Here is an 18,814-nt window from a genome sequence, read left to right as displayed (position 1 = left end):
TCAAAGAGAGGGGCCTTCCATGGCCCGCATTTGTTTTATCAGGCGCTTAGCTTGCTGGCTGCGCCGTTTTCATCAGTTTCCAGGGCAACCGGCTCCAGATCCGGGAAGAAGACCCCTTTTACCACCTGCCAGGTGACGGCGAGGGCGCCGACGATGAAGACCACGTCGCCAATGGTTCTGACCCAGCGCAGGGTCTGCAGGATATCGCTCTGCATGAATGCCTCGCTGCGTGCGTACCAGAGACCCTCGCTGGCGCTGGCGATGAACTGGATGAACCCGACCGGCAACAGGCTGGTGAACAGCATCAGAACCAGGCCAATGTTCAGCCACCAGAAGCCGACTTTCATGAGGCGCTCGTCAAAAACAATGCGCGGGCGGATGTAACGCAGGATCATCAGTGCGAAGCCCAGGGCCAGGAAGCCGTATACACCGAACAGGGCTGCGTGGGCATGGGTGGGCGTGGTGTTCAGGCCCTGGATGTAATACAGCGCGATGGGCGGGTTGATCATGAAGCCGAGCACGCCGGCACCGAGCATGTTCCAGAAGGCAACTGCCACAAAGAATGTCAGCGGCCAGCGGATATTTTCCATCCACGGGGCACGGGATTTCAGGCGCCAGTTTTCCCAGGCTTCGTAGCCGAGAACCACCAGCGGTACCACTTCCAGCGCACTGAAGGTGGCGCCAACAGCCATCACCGGCGTTGTGGTGCCGGAGAAATACAGGTGGTGGAAGGTGCCGGGCACACCGCCAAGCATGAACAGGCTGGCGGATGCCAGGCTGGCCGATGTCGCTACAGTGCGGGACACCAGGCCCATGCTGCAGAAGATGAAAGCGAGGGCTGTGGTTGCGAACACTTCAAAGAAGCCTTCTACCCACAGGTGGACAATCCACCAGCGCCAGTACTCCATGATCGAGATATGCGTACGTTCTCCGTAGAAAAAGCCGGCTCCGTAGAACAGTCCGATGGCAACTACTGACGCTGTGAGCAGGGCCAGCAGGTTCTTGTCACCAGGCTGGCGCAGCGCCGGGACAATACCGCGCAGCATCAGCACCAGCCAGAACACGATGCCGAGGAACTTGCCGATCTGCCAGAGGCGGCCCAGGTCGACATACTCGTAACCCTGGTGACCCAGCATGAAGCTGAGGTTGGCCGGCATGATCTGGTTGATGGCGAGGAAGTTGCCAATAAACGAACCGGCAACCACAGCCACCAGTGCCCAGAACAACACATCAACACCCAGTTTCTGGAACTTGGGATCTTTGCCGCCATTGATAATGGGGGCGAGGAACAGCCCGGCGGCGAGGAAACCGGTGGCAATCCAGAACATGGCAGACTGAATATGCCAGGTACGCATCAGGGAGTAGGGGAACCACTCGGACGTTTCGATGCCGTAGAAGCCCTGGCCTTCAACCGTATAGTGAGCAGTGAAGCCGCCAAGCATGACCTGGAGTGTAAACAGGCCAACGACCAGCAGGAGGTATTTGCCCAGTGCTTTCTGGGAAGGAGTCAGCCCGACCGCACTGAGGGGATCCTTGATTGGGGCCTTCGGCTCCTCATCCTCTTTGCGAAGGAAGGCCCAGGCCCAGATCAGGCCACCGACACCGGCAATCAGCAGAACCACGCTAATTAACGACCAGACCACATTCTCGCCGCTTGGTCTGTTATCGATCAGCGGCTCGTGAGGCCAGTTGTTGGTGTAGGTAACGTTACTATCCGGGCGCTCGGTAGCGGCGGCCCAGGCGGTCCAGAAGAAAAACTCGGTCATCCGCTCACGACGCTCGGCGCTGGGCAGGGTGTTTTCCTTCATGGCGTAGTTTTCGCGGGTAGACTGCAGTTCCGGTGCATCGCTGAACAGGCGGCTGTAGTAGTCGGCGGTTTCGGCAATCGCCTCGACCCTGCGTTCGGAAAGGTGCAGGGTGCTGGTTGCGGCGTCGTAGGTATTGGTGCGGTACTCGGTTTTCAGGTCGTACTTCAGGGCGTTTTGCTGTTGCCCGCTTAGGCTGTGCCAGTCCTGTCCGTACTCTTCCCGGGCGGCGATTTCCAGCCAGGTCTCCAGTTCCCGGTGCAGCCAGTCGGCGGTCCAGTCCGGTGCCTGGTAGGCGCCGTGGCCCCAGATTGAGCCAAGCTGCATACCGCCGACGGACTGCCAGGCAGTCTGCCCGTCAAGAATGCTTTCCTCGGTCATCAGGGTGTCGCCATCGGCGGATACAACCTGCTCTGGAATCGGCGGTGCCTCGCGATACACCTCCGCACCGAAATATCCCAGCAGCGTGAAGGTTACTGCCAGGATCCCGATCAGTAAAAACCATAGGCGGCGGTATTTAGCCATGGCTCGCTCCTCCCAGTTGAATCGAGTAGGCGTCTTTCTGTTTCATAGCACTGTCTCCTCAACAAACATTTATTTCAGATAAATCTTTATGCCGGAATTTTGATTTGATGTATCTAGGGTGTCAAATTTATTTTGTGGGTATATCGAAAGTCGTAGTTGGGGTAAGGGACGCGCCCTGGTGGAAAAGTTCTACGGTTTGATTTTTCCCTGGCGTCGACTTAGTATTAAGATGCAAATTAGATAAATGTTATAGGTGAGATCATGAGTGAATACGAAAAGTGGCTTTTCACAGCAAACAGCGCCCTGGGTCTGTCAGTGCTGGGCTTGATGGTTACGATTCTGCTCGCATACCCATTGGCGGGCGCGCTTGCGCTATCTGTGCAAATTGCCGCTCACATCGGAACCCTGGTTTTTGCGGTCGGTGTCAAGGTGGCCTATGTGGCGCGTCTGGTTTTTCTTAGCCGTTTGGGCAGACCTGTTCATTGAATCCCGGTAGAATAGATGCAGTTATGAACCTTGGTGAGAACCCCGCCATGGGCGACCGTTTTGGGAAAACCGGATTCCGCATTCTTGCGTATATGTCAGTGGCCCTAGCTGCCGCCGGAGTGGTGTTGCCGTTACTGCCCACAACGCCCTTTGTTTTGTTGGCCGCATTTTTTGCCAGCAAGGGGTCTCCGGCTTTTGCTCAGTGGCTGGAAGAGCACCCCAGGTTCGGCCCCGCCATTGATCAGTGGCGTACACGCAGGGCCGTGCCAACACGGGCGAAGGTGCTGGCATGCAGCATGATGGCGCTGAGTTGGGGAATGCTGTTTGCCCTTGGGGCGTCCGGGTTGGTACTGGGCGTTTCTGGTGTATTTTTGTGCGGCACCGCGTGTTACCTGGTGACCCGTCCTTCTTACTGAACGATCGCGATAACGACTGGAGTTTTGAATGCACATCACCCGCTACACGGATTATTCACTTCGAGTTCTGATATATCTGGCAGTTCAGGGTGATCGTCTGGCCACCATTCAGGAAATCGCCGACAGCTATGACATTTCCAAGAACCACCTTATGAAGGTGGTGCATCAGTTGAACAAGAAGGGCTACATTGAAACCATCCGGGGTAAGAAAGGGGGGATGCGTCTGCATCGTGCGCCGTCGGATATTAACGTTGGTATCCTGGTACGGGAAACCGAACAGGATCTGAGCATTGTGGAGTGTTTCTCCTCCAAGAATGCCTGCAAGATAACCCCCGTGTGTGGCCTGAAATCGATGTTTGGTGAGGCCTTGAAGGCGTTTCTTGAAGTACTCGACAAATATACTCTGGCTGACGTTATTCAGGATCAGCATCGGCCGCAGTTGTTGAGATTGCTGCAGATAGCCTGATATGGCCAGGCGCGTCTTCAGCGCCCGGCCACTCCTTCTCTGTCAGGCCGTTCCGGCCCTTGCCGCCAATTTCTCCGGCAGTGAATGCCGGAGTATCCGCTTCAAAACCGTGCTGTACTGCTTCGCAAAGCTACCCGTGTTGTAGTGGATACCGTGCTTTCGACACACCGCCTGAACCTTCCCGGAAATTTCCGGATACCGGTGTGCGGGCAGGTCCGGGAACACGTGGTGCTCCACCTGGTAGCTCAAATGCCCGCTCAGAATATGCAGCCAGCGGCCCCCGGTGAAGTTTGAGGACCCTGTTAGCTGGCGCAAATACCAGTGGCCCTTGCTCTCGCCCTCGCACTCTTCCTCGGTAAAGGTCTCTGCGTCCTGGGTAAAGTGGCCACAGAAAATCACCGTGGATGACCAGAGATTGCGGATCAGATTGGCGCCCACGTTCCCCGCCAGAACAATGGGAGCCACCGGGAAGGTGAGCAGCGGGAAAAAGACGTAGTCCTTGAACGCCTGCCGACCACCCTTGCGAGCAAACTCTTGCAGAAACGGAAGCTTCTCGCGCCAGCTTATTTCCCGGCTGCGAAGTTTTTCTGTTTCCAACTCGTGCAGTCCCACCCCCCACTGGAAAAATACGCTCAGCAGGATGTAGTTGATGAATTGCAGCGCGTGCCAGGGTTTCCAGGGCTCATCATCAGTGAGTCGCAGCACGGCGTAGCCGTAGTCGCGGTCCTTGCCGATGATGTTGGTGTAGGTGTGATGTTCGTAATTATGGGTACGGCGCCATGAGTCTCCCGTGCACACCGTGTCCCATTCATAGGTCTGGGAGTGCAGGCTCGGGTCGTTCATCCAGTCATACTGGCCGTGCATGACATTGTGGCCGATCTCCATGTTCTCCAGGATCTTCGCAACGCCCAGGGTTACAGTGGCGGCAACGAACACCGGAGGCAGGAAACCGAACGGCATCATGATTCGCCCGCCTGCTTCGAGGCTTCGGTGCAGACGGACCATTCGGCGGATGTATCGTGCGTCTCGTTCGCCGAGGTCTGCAAGAACCTCGTCCCGGATCGCGTTTAGATCGGTTTCAAGTTCTGCAAGTTGCGCTTCGGTCATCTTTTTCATGGTGATCTCCCTGCGGTGCTATGTGGCTCCGCGGTAAAAACGGGTGTGGATTCTCAAAGGTCGAGTGAGACCGGGCCCTGAGGCACAGAGATACAAAGCTGAACGTTCTCTTCGCCGGGGCCGGAGGCCTGGCCGGTAAGGCGGTTGATCACGGTTCCCGTGGTTTTCCGGCAACTGCACTGGTGACAAATGCCCATGCGGCAGCCGTGGCGAGGGCTCAGGCCGGCGGCCTCGGCGATCTCCAGCAAGGTGGCATCGCCCTCGGAACCGACCTCCAGCCGGCTGCTTTCAAACTGAACCTGACCACCGAGTGTTTCGTTTCCCAGATTCGCGGCTGGGGCCGAGAAGAACGTGCTGTGTATATCCGAATCAGCAAACCCTCGCTTGTAGAGAAGATCCTGGGCCAGATCCATAAGGCCCTTTGGGCCGCATAAATAGACCTGTCGTGCCTTGAGGCCCGGTATCGCATCCAGATCCTGGTCACGCAGATAGCGAGGTTCTTCTGACTCGTTGGTGGCAATGATGTTGAGCGTCAGGGCGCTGTAGCGTGCCTCCAGGGCTCGCAGCTTTTCCCGGGCGATGACGTCATCGCGGGTTCTAACGAAATACAGCAATGTCACTGGTGCCCGGTAATCCTGGGCCGCCATGGTTTCAAGCTGGCTCAGTACTGGCGTTATTCCGCTTCCGCCGACAATGAACAAGACCGGCCGGGCCGGTTCTGGTATCAGAAAATCGCCAAAGGCCTCGCCCAGACCGATGACTGCACCAGTTTGCAGGTGATCGTGAATCCAGTTGGTCACCAGTCCGCCCGGAAGGCGTTTGATGGTCAGGGTGACCAGCCCCTGTTCCCGCCAGAGCAGGGGGGAACTCGAAAGGCTGAATGTGCGTTTGCGGCGGACTCCATCAACTTCAACACAGATGTTCACATGTTGGCCCGCGCTGAAGCCGGACCAGCGTCGAGCCGGTTTCAAAACCAGGGTTTGGGTGTCCCGGGTCTCGAAGAGAACCTGTTCCACTCGAGCCGGTGTGTACTCTTGTACCCACATGGGATTGATGCGCTCGAGCAGAGGATCGAAAAATGCCTCTGGATCGTTCCGGTTGAACAGTTGCCTGCCAAGCCATTGCAGTGCTTTGTGCTGAGTGTTTCTCGCTAACATGCTGAGTGCCTCCCTGAGGCTTTCCGTTATCCATGTGTACAAGTGTTCACTAATGTGTACGACTGTACACACGGATAATTAAAGTCACAATGGACCAGCTGGTAATGGCTCGAAATGACAAGCATTCTGTACTTTTATTTTTTCGGATGTGTACACTTGTGAACCATTCGTTTAAGGCAGGCGGTACGGACAAAAGATGGCGGAAAAACAACGCAGAAAGCCCGGTGAAACCCGCGAAAAACTGATGAGCGCGGCGTTAACGCTGGTCGGCAAGGGGCGGCATTTTGCCAGTCTTGGTATCCGGGAAGTGACCCGTCAGGCGGGCGTGGTGCCAACCTCGTTTTACCGGCATTTCCGCAATATGGACGATCTGGGGCTTCAGCTCGTGGATGAGCTGGGGCTGGTGCTGCGCAGGATGATGCGAGAGGCCCGGGCAAACGTGTCGCAGGCGGACAAACTGATCGAGGAGTCGGTGGCCATCTTCATCAGCCACGCCCAGGCGAACCGGAGCTTTTTCCTGTTTATGGCTCAAGGACTGGCCGGTGAAAGCAGGGCGGTGCAGGAAGGTATCCGGAGCGAGATGCGTTTCTTCGCCAGCGAGCTTGCCAACGACCTGCGCAGGCTGAGGCTGGTCGACCACCTGTCCGACCAGGATCTGGATATGACCTGTGATCTGGTGGTGCGGAGTGTTGCCTTCAGCCTGACCGATCTGCTCGGCGTGTCGGCCGACGACGACTATCAGATAGAGCAGATCCGGAAGCGGACCACCCGCTTCCTTCAACTGATTTTCGTGGGTGCTGCCCACTGGCAAAGTGCGGGCTGATCCTACACTCGATCAGTCTGCTTTACTCTTTTTCGTCGCCGGCTTTCGTGGCGCCTTGGGCTTGGCCGCCGCTTTTGATTTGGCCTTTGGCGGCAGAATCAGGCTTTCCAGTTCGTCCAGCGCCTCACCGGTGTAAACCGCCAGTCTCTGCATGCTTGGCAGTGTGTCCCTGCAGCCGGTGTAGCCGAAGTTCAGTGATCCGTCATAGCTCAGGCAGGTGATGTTCAGCGCACCGCCGTGTGCGATCAGGGATACCGGGTACATGGCTTCCAGCTTCGCGCCCTCGTAGTAAAGGGTTCGCTGGGGCCCCGGTACATTGGAAATCGTAACATTGAACACCGGGCGCATCCTTCCGCCAAGGCCAGACATGAGCTGCAGGATGTAGGGCGACATCAACAGCATGGTGTATTGGGTCAGGGCGCTTTTGGGCAGCTTTTGCAGGTGCTCCTTGGCCCTGCGGGTAGATGTCTTGATGTTCTGCAGACGCGTTAACGGATCCGCCTCGTCGGTCGCCAGGGATGCGATCATGAAACTGATCTGGGTGCCCGTGCCCTGGTCATCGGAAGGCCGTATGTTCACCGGTATGCCGGCAGTGAGCGGAATGTCTGGCAGCTCATCCTGTTCCAACAGAAAACGCCTGAGCGCGGTACCGCAGAGATACAGAACAATGTCGTTCAGGGAACCTCCGGATATATGGGCAAGCTCCTTGATCCGGTCCAGCTGGTAATGCTGGGTGGCGAATCGGCGCTGGCCCGTGACCCGGTGATTGATCTTGGAAACGGGCCCGGTAAACGGCGCGGTGAGGCCATCTTCCGGATGACGTACTGAATGGACCAGCCGGTTACCCGCCTGCCACAAACGTGGCGCCATATCCGCCTGAAGTTTCAGGGCTTCCATGGCCTGTGAAACTGCGCCGGGCACACTGGCCTCGGAGTCGGATTTGCTGCCGCGGCGACGCTCCGGACGTACCGACCAGGGGGGCGGCATATCACGTTTGTCGGGATCGGTGGTCAGTACCCTTTGCATCAGGCGAACACCGCTGATGCCATCAATCATGGAATGGTGCATCTTGGTGTACAGGGCAAACCGGTTGTTCTCCAGGCCCTCGATAACGTGGCACTCCCAGAGCGGGCGGGCAAAATCCAGGGGGTTGGAGTGCAGGCGCGATACCAGAATACCCAGCTCCCGTTCACCGCCGGGGCGGGGCAGTGCGGAGTGGCGCACGTGGTAGTCCAGGTCGATTTTCTTGTCGACTTTCCAGGCCGGGGCCAGTACCCGGCCCAACATTCCGGACCACGCCAGTTTGTAACCCCAGGGCGGTGCAATATCGCCGGTTTCCTTCATGCGGGTCACCATGTCCCGGAGGAAGGTTTCAGGGGCGTCCTCCGGTAGCGAAAAGATCTGCAGGTTACCCACGTGCATGGGTGTGTCTTCAGATTCTACGGCCAGCCAAGAGGCATCCAGGGTTCCCAGGCGTTTCATTCCTTGTGTGTCTCCACAGTGTCCAGGTAATTTAGTTATGTGTTGCAAGTATACTTGCAACTTATCCGGGACACGATGCTTGCGGCCCTAAACTTCCAGACTCTGGAGCATTTAGTCGGTACAGGGTGTAGTCGTTAAAGGCTCCCGAAAGGAGACCGGGTGTGCTACTTTTCATCGGTTGGTTGCAGTAAAAACAAAAACATCCGGAGGCATTGTGGAATCCAGCCCGCTTATTTCGGCAGGTCTGCCGATTGCTCTGTTTATTATCATGATCGGTATCGGCATGACCCTGACGATACGTGACTTCCGCCAGGTGGCGGTGTATCCGAAAGGGATGATTGTCGGCACCGTTGCCCAGATTCTTGTAATGCCGCTCATCGCCTTCATGCTGGCCACGTTGCTGGCGGTGCCACCGGCCATCGCCGTTGGGCTGGTGATTATTGCCGCCTGCCCCGGAGGCACCACCTCCAATCTGTTTGTGCTGCTCTCGCGGGGTAATATTGCGCTCTCCATCGTGCTGACGGTCAGCGCCAGCCTGATCACCATCCTTACCCTGCCACTGTTTACCAACATTGCTCTTCAGCACTACATGGGAACCGAAGAGGACATCGTGCTACCGGTTTGGAAAACCGTCGGTATGCTGATCGGCATCGTGCTGTTCCCGGTAGCCATTGGAATGGTGGTTCGTACCCGCAACCCTGAGGTTGCCCGCAAGGCAGAAAGCATCGTTAGCATCTTCGGCGGTATCGTGCTGGCCGTCCTGATTGTGGCCCTGGTGTACGGGGTTCGTGATCAGATCTGGGAGCTTTTGAAGCAGGCAGGGCCGGCTACTATTCTGTTGAATGTGGCCGGTATCGGGCTTGGGCTTGCGGCGGGTCGTATGACGGGGCTGACCCAGAGAGAATCGCTTGCGGTGGCAGTAGAGCTGGGTGTGAAGAACGGCACCATCGCCCTCATGGTTACCCTGACGCTTCTGGAGTCCAGTGCCATGTCCATTCCGGCGGCGGTATACGGGGTGCTGATGTTCCCGATAGGCTTTGTTCTGGCCATGTACGGCCGGAGCATCATTCCCGTTTCGAACCTACAGAGCAAAACCTGACTGGAGTCCTGCGCTATGCAGTTCCTGAACGGCATTACCCTTCTGCTGGTGTATCAACTGGTGGGTGAAATCACGGTTCGATTGCTGGGCCTGCCCATTCCCGGGCCGGTGTTGGGTATGGTGATGCTGTTCATAACGTTGATGATTCGCGGAAAAGCGCCGGAATCTGTGGATCAGGCGTCCACAGCATTGCTCAGCCATCTCTCGCTTCTGTTTGTGCCGGCTGGCGTGGGCATGATGGCGCATTTCGGCCGCATCGCCGATGAGTGGGTCCCGATAACCCTGGCACTGCTGTTAAGCACGGTAATCACCATGGTCGCCACGGCCCTGATCATGCAGGTGACCACCCGCTGGTTTGCCGGGCCTCTCCCGGAGAAGGAGGGAGGCAATGAATGAGCCGGGCCTGAAAGACATCTGGGTTTACCTTTCCACATCGCCGCTCCTTGGGCTGACCATCACCCTGGTGGCCTACGGCCTGGCCTACCGGTTGTACCTGAGAACCAACTCCAATCCGCTGGCCAATCCGGTGGTCACCTCCGTGGCCATGCTGATCATCCTGTTGCTGGCCACAGGCACCTCTTACAGCGATTATTTTGAAGGCGGGCAGTTTGTTCACTTTCTGCTGGGCCCGGCAACGGTGGCGCTGGCCGTGCCGCTGTACCAGCAGTTTTCCAGGCTTCGACAACTGTGGCTTCCGGTAACGATTTCGCTCTTCTGCGGCGTTGTTATCGCTGCAGGCAGTTCCATTGGCCTGGCGCGGCTTCTGGGCGGGTCTACGGAGATCCAGATGTCCCTGGCGCCAAAATCGGCAACGGCGCCGGTGGCCATGGGGATTTCTGAAAAAATCGGCGGGCTTCCGTCACTGACTGCCGTACTGGTTGTTATAACTGGGATTACCGGCGCCGTTCTGGGCACAAAGCTGTTCGAGTGGATCCGGGTTCGGGATGACACCGCCAAGGGTATTGCCATGGGGGTCGCGGCACACGGTATCGGGACCGCACGGGCGTTTCAGGTAAGTTCGCAGATGGGGGCTTTCTCCGGTCTGGCGATGGCGCTTTCTGCCTTCGCGACGGCCTTGCTGGTTCCCTGGCTGGTTGATCTGCTTGCGGCCTGGATCCCCGCCTGATTCCGCGACCTTGGGACCGCAACCAAAGTCCTATAAAAAGTCATTTAAATGTCTATGAATAAAAACCACTACCTTGCAGCGGGCGTATTGGCTGCCGTCTGCGTTTCAGCCTGGCTTCCCGCCATTGGCCAGTCATCAACGGACAATGATGAGGAGCTGGTTCTTGAGGTGACCTCTCCAAGACTGGTGCGGGACCTGTATGAAACGCCCGCAGCGGTCTCAGTGGTCAACGCTCCGGACATCCGTGAGGGTCAGCAGCGTCTGCAGCTGGATGAATCCCTCAATACCGTACCGGGCCTGTTCTTCCAGAATCGCTATAACTTCGCCCAGAATCTCAGACTGTCCACCCGCGGGTTCGGGGCCAGGGCGCCTTTCGGCATTCGGGGTATCCGGATTCAGGTGGATGGCATCCCCTACACGCTGCCCGATGGCCAGTCCCAGATTGATGCCATTGATCTGGATTCCGCCCAGCGAATTGAGGTTATTCGGGGGCCCGCATCGGTCCAATATGGCAACGCTGCCGGCGGTGTGATCGATATTTCCACGGCGTTGGGTGACGAGCTCCCTCAGGGTGGTCGGCTGCGACTCGATGGCGGCAGCGACGATTATCGAAAGGCTGCGATACAGGGTAACGGCGTTGAAGGTGATACCAGCGGTATAGCAACGCTTTCCTGGTTGACGTTTGATGGTCACCGGGAACAGAGCAAGGCAGAGAAGGCACTGTTCAACGCCCGTGTGGCACGGGATCTGGACTCTGGCAGGCGGGTAACCGCCACATTTAACGCATTACACAACCCGAAATCCGAAGACCCGGGCGGGCTCACGTTGGCTCAGGCCGAGGACGATCCGGAACAGGCCACTGCATTGGCCAAAAGGTTGGACAGTAGCCAGACCGTGAACCAGCAGACCCTGGGCGTAAGATTTGAAGATTCGGCCCTGCTGCCCGGCCAACTCACCCTCGATACCTTCTACACCCACCGGGATTTCGCGCAGCAGCTGCCGTTTCCCGGAAGCAGCCGCATAGCCTACGACCGGCATTTTTACGGCATCAGTTCCCAGTACCAGCAGGAATCAACACTGGCCGGATTGCCTCTGGTTTGGGTCACCGGCTTGGATGTGCACCATCAGTCCGACGACCGGCGCCGCTATTCGGTGTCTATCGATGGCGATATTACCGGCCAGACCCAGGCGGAAAACCAGAGCGCCACCAATGTAGCGGTGTTTGGCCAGGGCGATCTGGCGCTGAGCGACGAGCTCAACGTTTCCCTGGGTGTTCGGTTCGACCGGTTGCGCCTGGCCATTGACGACGACTGGCTGCAAGACGGTAACGATGATTCGGGTAATCGTACGTTCCGGGAGTACAGCGGCGTTGCCGGCATCAGCTACAAACTGGCACCCAGGCACCAGGTGTACGCCACTCTGGGTACAGCGTTCGAGTCACCCACCTTTACCGAGTTTGCCAATCCGAATGGCGGTGGTTTCAATCCAGAGCTGGAGCCCCAGCAGGCGTTGAATCGCGAGCTAGGTATGCGCGGCATGCTGGGCGCGGGGTTGAGTTATGACATGGCGCTGTTCTCCATTCGGGTGGAGGACGAAATCCTGCCTTTCAATGTGGGTGATCAGACTTTCTACGAAAACGCCGGTGAAACCCGGCGCAACGGCTTTGAACTGGGTCTGTCCTGGGAGATTTCTTATGCCTGGCGGGTAACCAGCGCCCTGACTCTCGCCGATTACGAGTTGCGGGACTTTGTTGATGAACAGGGTGACGACGCCAGCGGCAATGCCATCCCCGGGCTTCCGGAGCAACTCTGGGTGAACGAGCTGGAGTGGCGCGGCGCAGCCGGTCGTTTCGCGGCCCTGGAGTGGCAATATGTAGGGGAGTTCTACGCCGAGAACAGCAACCAGACCTTGGTCAGTGATTACTGGCTGGTTGGTCTGCGTGCCGGCGATTCATTCCGGATGGCGGAGCAGACAGTGAACCTGTATGCGGGCATCCGCAACTTGCTGGATCAGGACTACTTCAGCAACGTGCGGATAAACGCCAACGCGAACCGCCCGGTGGAGGATAGGGGCTATTTCGAACCCGGTCCCGGAAGAACTTTTTATGCGGGCCTGGAATGGGTATTCTGAGGGGCGATAACAACATAAACAGTAGGGATTTTTAATTCATGCAAACCAAGTTCCTTCTCGAAGAAAGCCAGATGCCGAAATACTGGTACAACCTGCAGGCAGATCTGCCTGAGCCTTTGCCCGCAGTACTGCACCCGGGCACCCAGCAGCCGGTGGGCCCGTCGGATCTGGAACCGCTTTTTCCAATGGCGCTGATCGAACAGGAGGTAACCACCGAGCGGGAAGTCGAGATTCCGGAACCCGTGCGTGATGTCTACAACCTCTGGCGGCCTGCGCCCCTGTATCGCGCGCATCGCCTTGAGAAGGCCCTCGGGACCCCCGCTAAAATCTTCTACAAGTACGAAGGTGTCAGCCCGGCGGGCAGCCACAAGCCGAACACCGCGATTCCGCAAGCCTTCTACAACCGGGAAGCAGGTATTCGCACCTTGACTACCGAGACTGGTGCGGGGCAGTGGGGCACATCGCTGTCCTTCGCAGGCTCCCTGTTCGATATTGACGTGACCGTTTTTCAGGTGCGGGTTTCCTACAACCAGAAGCCCTATCGCCGGGCCGTCATGGAAACCTACGGTGCCAAGTGTGTCGCCTCACCCTCTGAGCTGACCGAGTTCGGCCGCAAAGTACTGGCTGAGAATCCAGACCACACGGGTAGTCTCGGTATCGCCATTTCCGAGGCCGTGGAACTGGCGGTCCAGGACCCGAACACCAAGTATGCCCTGGGCTCTGTGCTCAACCACGTGCTGCTACACCAGAGTGTGATTGGGCTGGAAGCCATGCAGCAGATGGAAATGGCGGATTGCTGGCCGGATGTGATCGTTGGGTGTACCGGCGGCGGCTCCAACTTCGCCGGCATCGCTTTCCCGTTTATGGGCCATGCCCTGCGCGGCGGTGAGAAGTCACGGATCGTTGCGGTTGAGCCCTCTGCGTGCCCGACCCTGACCCGGGGCAAGTACGCCTATGATTACGGCGATACCGCTCACATGACGCCGCTCACCAAGATGCACACCCTCGGTTCCGGGTTTACACCCCCCGGTTTCCACGCGGGCGGGCTGCGCTACCATGGTATGGCGCCGCTGGTGTCACACGCCAAGGAACTGGGACTGTTTGATGCGGTGTCCTACACTCAGAGGGAGTGCTTCGAAGCCGGTGTCCTGTTCGCCCGTAACGAGGGCATCGTGCCGGCCCCGGAGGCCAACCACGCGGTCAAGTGCGCCATTGATGAAGCCCTGCGCTGCAAGCGGGAAGGCAAGGACGAGGTGATCCTGTTCAACCTCTGCGGTCACGGCCATTTTGATATGGCCGCCTACACCTCCTACTTCGCGGGTGAACTGAGTGACCACGAGTACGACGAACAGGAACTGGCCATGGCACTTTCCGGGCTGCCTTCGGTCAACGCCTGATCAGTCGTCTTTAGCCCGCCGCTGAAAAATCGTACCCCCGCCGCCGGCATCCAGTTGCCGGATGGCGGTGGGCGCGCCTTCGTCATCCAGCCGCACGTCTCCAATACCAGCCCCGTTCCACAACCGCTCACCGGCCTCCCGGCCCTCAGGGAGCCTGGGGGCAATCCACATGCGCCGCCTTTTGGTGAACCAGTTCAGGGGCGACCAGGGCGCGAACAGCCAGCGATTCAATCGGTCCAGCCATTCCAGCAGGGCGTTGGGAAATTCGTTCTTGATGCCGCTGCTGGTAATCTGCCAGACACGGGGGCCGTTCTGTTTATGGCGCAGCCGCACATCGTAGGCAAACGAATAATGGACATCCCCGGACAGAATCACGAAGTGTCTGGGGGTTCGGGGGTGGCCAAAAATATTGAGCAGTACACTGGCGGCGCCCCGGTGGGCCATCCAGTTTTCGGCATCCACCAGCAGCGGTTTCCCGAAGAAGGTAAACACCCGCTGGATCATCTCGATGAGCTTTACCCCGAACATGGGCGCCGGCGAGACCACCACCACAGCGTCCTCGCCCATGATTTCGTGCTGGAAGTCGGTCAGTGATTCCCAGTCCATTAGTCCGGACGGGTGGCTGCGCCGGATTTCACTGCGCCAGCGATGGGTGCGTGTATCCAGTACCACAAGTCGGGGTGATGTTGGCAGGCTGTAATGCCAGTGTTGAAAGTGGAACAGCTGGTCGATCAGGTCATCCTGAATAGCCTTGTCCAGTTCGTGCTGCCCGTTGCTGGACTCGAACAGCTTCTGACAATGCTTGATCAGCTCCCCGAAATTGCCAGGCTGGTTGCCCCAGCCCTGACACAGCAGATACCCCAGCAGGGCATTACCGATGATGCGTCGGGAAAAGGGGTGTTCATAAGCGGTGGTTTCCCAGAGGGCCGAGAGGTTCCAGTCGTCGGTAACGTCATGATCATCAAAGATCATGTAAACAGGCACGTTGGCCATGGCCCGCGCTGCCTGCGGAAGGGTCCGGCGGAACTCGTCTATGGCGGCCTGCTCTTTGCGGTAGCGCGCCAGCTCGTCCGGATCATCAACCGGCTCCGCACTGGTTACAAGGTGCCAGGGCTCCGGCGACCAAACCAGCAGGTACATGGCCATTACCTCGGCGAAGGAAATCAGGTGATTGCCGGCGTTGGCGGTGGTGAATACGGGTTTGCGCACACCGCCGAAGAAGCGCTCGGTCAGGTCTTCATTGAATTCGGATTCGGGCAGAAGTTCATCCCGATGGTAATAGGCATTCGCCACCGAGGTCAGTTCTCGGCTGTGGTTGAGCGAGGCTCCTTCCAGCGCTTCCTGATAAAGTCCCAGCTGGTGAATCACGCACTGGATGGCATGCAACATCGGGCCGGCCACATCATCGGCATAGACCTGGTCGCCGGTCATCAGTAGCAGGGAGGGAACATCCTCAAGTTGTTCTGCTTTCTGCAGTTCCTCGTCCACCCGAACCAACCCGTCTCGCGAAGGATGATGGGGTCTTCGGCAGGAGCCGTGGAGTATGCGATCCAGATTCGATTTCAGGGTAAAGCCCGGGCGCTCCCGGCCTTCGGGGCACAGGTGAGGGGCCCATTCCCGGATCCACCGGGGGGCGTCGAATCCGTCGCCGGTAAGGCCCAGATCGTATTCCAGTCGGGCGTCCCGGGGCAGGGCCACGTCCGGAGTGATGTTAAGCAGGTTGAGCCAGGCGCGGGTGCCAATCCTTAGCTGTACAACCTCGGAATCGGCCACCGGACGGTCCAGTAGAGGATGCTCGCCGTTAAAAATCCGTACAGCGAGTACGACTGGCTCCTGTGTTACCAGCCATAAAACGACCGAGTCAGGCGCGGCATGGCGTAGAACCGGGCCGGCCAGTACCGGCCCGAATTTGTCACCAGGCTCCAGATTCAGTCCTCCTCAATTTCCCTTGGCGGGCAGTGATGGTCTTCCACGACGGTGCCATCATTTACGCTCTCAAGGTGCACATCAAAGCCCCATAGCCGATGCACGTGCCGCAGGACTTCGTCGGTTTCCTTGCCCAGGGGGACGCGGTCCACGGGAATATGGCGCAGTGTCAGGGAGCGGTCGCCGCGGACATCCACATTCCATACCTGGATGTTGGGCTCCCGATAACTCAGGTTGTACTGGCGCGCCAGTTTCTCGCGCAGGTCCCGGTAGCCGGGATCATCGTGTATGGCGGTTACCCGGTAGACGTCTTCCTGGTCGTCGTTCTGGATCGCGAAGAGTTTCAGATCCCGCATTACCTTGGGCGACAGGAATTGCTGGATAAAGCTTTCGTCCTTGAAGTTCTTCATCGCAAAATGCAGGGTTTCCAGCCAGTCGCTGCCTGCGATGTCCGGGAACCATTCCCGGTCTTCGTCTGTCGGGTTTTCGCAGATCCTGCGCAGATCGGTAAAGATCGAGAATCCCAGGGTGTATGGGTTAATGCCCGAATACCATGGGCTGTTAAATGGCGGCTGGTACACCACCGCCGAGTGGCTCTGGAGAAACTCCAGCATGAAGCCGTCGGTTACCAGGCCTTTGTCATACATTCTGTGCAGCAGGGTATAGTGCCAGAAGGTGGCCCAGCCTTCGTTCATTACCTGAGTCTGGCGCTGGGGGTAGAAGTACTGGCCCAGCTTCCGCACGATACGGATGATTTCCCGTTGCCAGGTTTCCAGCAGGGGCGCGTTTTTCTCGATGAAATAGAGAATGTTCTCCTGTGGCTCTTCCGGATAGCGCTTGCGACGCCTTACGGGGTCATCGTCCTCGTCAAGCTTGGGTATTGTCCGCCAGAGATCATTGATTCGCCTCTGCTGGTATTCTTCTCGTTCTTTCTGGCGTCGCATTTCTTCCGACGCCGATATCGGGGCAGGCCGCTTGTACCGATCCACCCCGTAGTTCATCAGAGCGTGGCAGGAATCCAGGATTTCCTCTACGGCGTCGACTCCATAGCGCTCCTCACACTCCGCCACATAATGGCGGGCAAACACCAGGTAATCGATGATTGCGCTGGCGTCGGTCCAGGTGCGGAACAGGTAGTTACCCTTGAAGAACGAGTTGTGGCCGTAGGAGGCGTGGGCAATGACCAGCGCCTGCATCGGCAGGGTGTTTTCCTCCATGAGATAGGCAATGCAGGGGTTGGAGTTGATCACGATTTCGTAGGCCAACCCCATCTGGCCACGCTGATAGCCCTTGGAGGTACTGAGAAACTGCTTGCCGAAGGACCAGTGATGGTAGCCAACCGGCATGCCCACGGAGCTGTAGGCGTCCATCATCTGTTCGGCGCTGATCACCTCGATCTGGTTGGGGTAGGTGTCCAGGCCGAACTCGGCGGCGCACTTGGCAATTTCGTCGTCGTATTTCTGGATCAGCTCGAAAGTCCATTCAGACCCGGTCGAGATCGGCTCCCGGGCTCTGGGCTGATCGCTTTCGGGCGAATTGGGACGGTCCATGAGGTTAGTCATGCGGCTTTCCTCTCGAACAACTGGCGGAACACCGGGTAAATTTCGCCGGGGTCGGCTATCTGCTGCAAGGCAAAGCTCTGGGGGAATTGCTCCTGGATCTTCTCGTATTCGTACCAGAGCATCTGGTGGTCCTGCGGTGTGATCTCCACATAGGCAAAATACTGCACCAGAGGCAGGATATTGTCGGCGAGGATCTTCCCGCACACCGGTGAGTCATCGTTCCAGTTATCACCGTCTGATGCCTGAGCGGCGTAAATGTTCCACTCGGCCGGGGAGTATCGGGATTCGATAATCTTGTGCATCAGCTTCAGGGCGCTGGAGACGATGGTGCCGCCGGTTTCCCGGGAATAGAAGAACTCTTCCTCGTCCACTTCCTTGGCGCTGGTGTGATGCCGGATGAAGACCACTTCAATCTTCTTGTAGTTCTTCTTCAGGAACAGGTACAGCAGGATGAAGAAGCGCTTGGCAATGTCCTTGTGCATCTGGGTCATGGACCCGGAAACGTCCATCAGGCAGAACATCACGGCACTGGTGGCCGGCTGCGGCTTTTTCACGTGCTGGCGGTAGCGCAGGTCGATCTCATCAATGAAGGGAATGCGGCGAACATTCGCTTTCAGTCGCGCAATCTCCTCCTCCAGAACCTGGATCTGGTCTTCGTGGCTGAACGCAGGATCCAGGTCTTCCGGCGCAGTTTTCAGCGCTTCCAGTTGCTTTTCCAGATCCCGGATCTTCTTCTTGCGTGCGCCGCCCAGGCCAAGGCGTCGGGCGTGGGCACCGCGCAGCGAGCGCACGACATCCAGCTTGGCAGGGACCCCCTCGGTGCTGAAACCGGAGCGGATATATTTGAAGGCCTCGGTGTCCTTGAGCTTCTTGCGGGCCAGATTGGGCAGTTCGAGATCGTCGAACAGAAAATCCAGGAATTCTTCCTGGGTGATCTGGAAGGCGAATTCATCCATGCCCTCGCCGTCCGGGCTGGCCTGCCCCTGCCCGGAGCCCTGGCCCCCGCCACCCTCGGGCTTGGGGATGGTGTCGCCGGCCACAAACTCCTGGTTGCCGGGGTGCACCACCTCCCGTTTGCCTCCCTGGCCGTGGTGGAAGATGGGTTCTTCAATATCTCGGGACGGAATACTGACCTTCTCGCCCCGTTCTATATCGGTGATCGAGCGCTTCTGAACCGCATCCGACACCGCACGCTTTATGTGGTGGCGGTAGCGGCGCAGGAACCGTTCCCGGTTCACCGCGCTCTTGTTTTTACCGTTCAGTCGCCGGTCGACTATGTGGGTCATTCCCATGGCGTT

Annotated in this window: 16 protein-coding genes; 9 read left to right on the top strand and 7 right to left on the bottom strand. The window is 58.0% G+C overall.

Annotation, left to right across the window (positions count from 1 at the left end; all coding sequences use genetic code 11):
* Window positions 1-38: 38 nt before the first annotated feature.
* Window positions 39-2,330, bottom strand: a complete 2,292-nt coding sequence (locus QZ534_RS06365) for a nitric-oxide reductase large subunit (protein WP_296932812.1) — start codon at window positions 2,328-2,330, stop codon at window positions 39-41.
* A gap of 261 nt (window positions 2,331-2,591) precedes the next feature.
* Between QZ534_RS06365 and QZ534_RS06360 the strand changes: the two genes are divergently transcribed.
* From QZ534_RS06360 to QZ534_RS06350, 3 genes are read left to right on the top strand one after another with little or no spacing between them, the layout of a single operon-like run.
* Window positions 2,592-2,816, top strand: a complete 225-nt coding sequence (locus tag QZ534_RS06360; RefSeq protein ID WP_296932810.1) for a hypothetical protein — start codon at window positions 2,592-2,594, stop codon at window positions 2,814-2,816.
* Between the two features lie 23 nt (window positions 2,817-2,839).
* Window positions 2,840-3,232 (top strand): YbaN family protein, encoded by a 393-nt coding sequence (locus QZ534_RS06355; protein ID WP_296932807.1) that lies wholly within the window; start codon window positions 2,840-2,842, stop codon window positions 3,230-3,232.
* A 28-nt stretch (window positions 3,233-3,260) separates the two neighbouring features.
* Window positions 3,261-3,698 carry an Rrf2 family transcriptional regulator gene (locus QZ534_RS06350; protein ID WP_008175365.1) on the top strand — a complete coding sequence of 146 codons (438 nt, stop codon included), beginning with the start codon at window positions 3,261-3,263 and terminating at the stop codon, window positions 3,696-3,698.
* A gap of 42 nt (window positions 3,699-3,740) precedes the next feature.
* On the opposite strand, the gene QZ534_RS06345 is transcribed toward QZ534_RS06350, so the two are convergent.
* Window positions 3,741-4,814, bottom strand: a complete 1,074-nt coding sequence (locus QZ534_RS06345) for an acyl-CoA desaturase (protein WP_296932804.1) — start codon at window positions 4,812-4,814, stop codon at window positions 3,741-3,743.
* A 53-nt stretch (window positions 4,815-4,867) separates the two neighbouring features.
* Entirely contained in the window at window positions 4,868-5,971 is a 1,104-nt protein-coding gene (locus QZ534_RS06340) for a ferredoxin reductase (RefSeq protein ID WP_296932802.1), read from the bottom strand.
* A 196-nt stretch (window positions 5,972-6,167) separates the two neighbouring features.
* Between QZ534_RS06340 and QZ534_RS06335 the strand changes: the two genes are divergently transcribed.
* On the top strand, window positions 6,168-6,794 hold the full coding sequence (locus QZ534_RS06335) for a TetR family transcriptional regulator (protein ID WP_296932799.1): 627 nt from the start codon (window positions 6,168-6,170) through the stop codon (window positions 6,792-6,794).
* A 12-nt stretch (window positions 6,795-6,806) separates the two neighbouring features.
* Here QZ534_RS06335 and QZ534_RS06330 read toward each other — a convergent pair whose 3' ends face one another.
* Window positions 6,807-8,276, bottom strand: coding sequence for a wax ester/triacylglycerol synthase family O-acyltransferase (locus QZ534_RS06330; RefSeq protein WP_296932797.1), 1,470 nt, complete (start codon window positions 8,274-8,276; stop codon window positions 6,807-6,809).
* A gap of 214 nt (window positions 8,277-8,490) precedes the next feature.
* Between QZ534_RS06330 and QZ534_RS06325 the strand changes: the two genes are divergently transcribed.
* From QZ534_RS06325 to QZ534_RS06305, 5 genes are read left to right on the top strand one after another with little or no spacing between them, the layout of a single operon-like run.
* Window positions 8,491-9,375 carry a bile acid:sodium symporter family protein gene (locus QZ534_RS06325; RefSeq protein WP_296932795.1) on the top strand — a complete coding sequence of 295 codons (885 nt, stop codon included), beginning with the start codon at window positions 8,491-8,493 and terminating at the stop codon, window positions 9,373-9,375.
* Between the two features lie 15 nt (window positions 9,376-9,390).
* Complete coding sequence (locus tag QZ534_RS06320) at window positions 9,391-9,771, top strand: CidA/LrgA family protein (RefSeq protein ID WP_296932793.1); 381 nt, start codon at window positions 9,391-9,393, stop codon at window positions 9,769-9,771.
* Entirely contained in the window at window positions 9,764-10,501 is a 738-nt protein-coding gene (locus QZ534_RS06315; protein WP_296932792.1) for an LrgB family protein, read from the top strand. The genes QZ534_RS06320 and QZ534_RS06315 overlap by 8 nt, the downstream gene beginning before the upstream one ends.
* Window positions 10,502-10,549: 48 nt before the next feature.
* The gene (locus QZ534_RS06310) at window positions 10,550-12,631 is read left to right on the top strand and encodes a TonB-dependent receptor (RefSeq protein ID WP_296932790.1); all 2,082 of its coding nucleotides are present in this window, start codon (window positions 10,550-10,552) and stop codon (window positions 12,629-12,631) included.
* Window positions 12,632-12,669: 38 nt separating this feature from the next.
* Window positions 12,670-14,028 (top strand): TrpB-like pyridoxal phosphate-dependent enzyme, encoded by a 1,359-nt coding sequence (locus tag QZ534_RS06305; protein ID WP_296932788.1) that lies wholly within the window; start codon window positions 12,670-12,672, stop codon window positions 14,026-14,028.
* On the opposite strand, the gene QZ534_RS06300 is transcribed toward QZ534_RS06305, so the two are convergent.
* Genes QZ534_RS06300 through QZ534_RS06290 form a run of 3 tightly spaced genes read right to left on the bottom strand, consistent with a single transcriptional unit; the run spans window position 14,029 to window position 18,808 of the window.
* Window positions 14,029-15,960, bottom strand: coding sequence for an alkaline phosphatase D family protein (locus QZ534_RS06300; protein ID WP_296932838.1), 1,932 nt, complete (start codon window positions 15,958-15,960; stop codon window positions 14,029-14,031).
* Window positions 15,957-17,516, bottom strand: a complete 1,560-nt coding sequence (locus QZ534_RS06295) for a SpoVR family protein (protein WP_296932786.1) — start codon at window positions 17,514-17,516, stop codon at window positions 15,957-15,959. Before QZ534_RS06295 ends, QZ534_RS06300 begins: the two co-directional genes overlap by 4 nt.
* Window positions 17,513-18,808 (bottom strand): YeaH/YhbH family protein, encoded by a 1,296-nt coding sequence (locus QZ534_RS06290; RefSeq protein WP_296932783.1) that lies wholly within the window; start codon window positions 18,806-18,808, stop codon window positions 17,513-17,515. Before QZ534_RS06290 ends, QZ534_RS06295 begins: the two co-directional genes overlap by 4 nt.
* Between the last annotated feature and the right edge of the window lie 6 nt (window positions 18,809-18,814).

The sequence above is a fragment of the uncultured Marinobacter sp. genome (assembly GCF_913055835.1).
GTDB lineage: Bacteria > Pseudomonadota > Gammaproteobacteria > Pseudomonadales > Oleiphilaceae > Marinobacter.
Note: the sequence above shows the minus strand (reverse complement) of the source record. Positions and strands in the feature narration are given on the sequence as shown.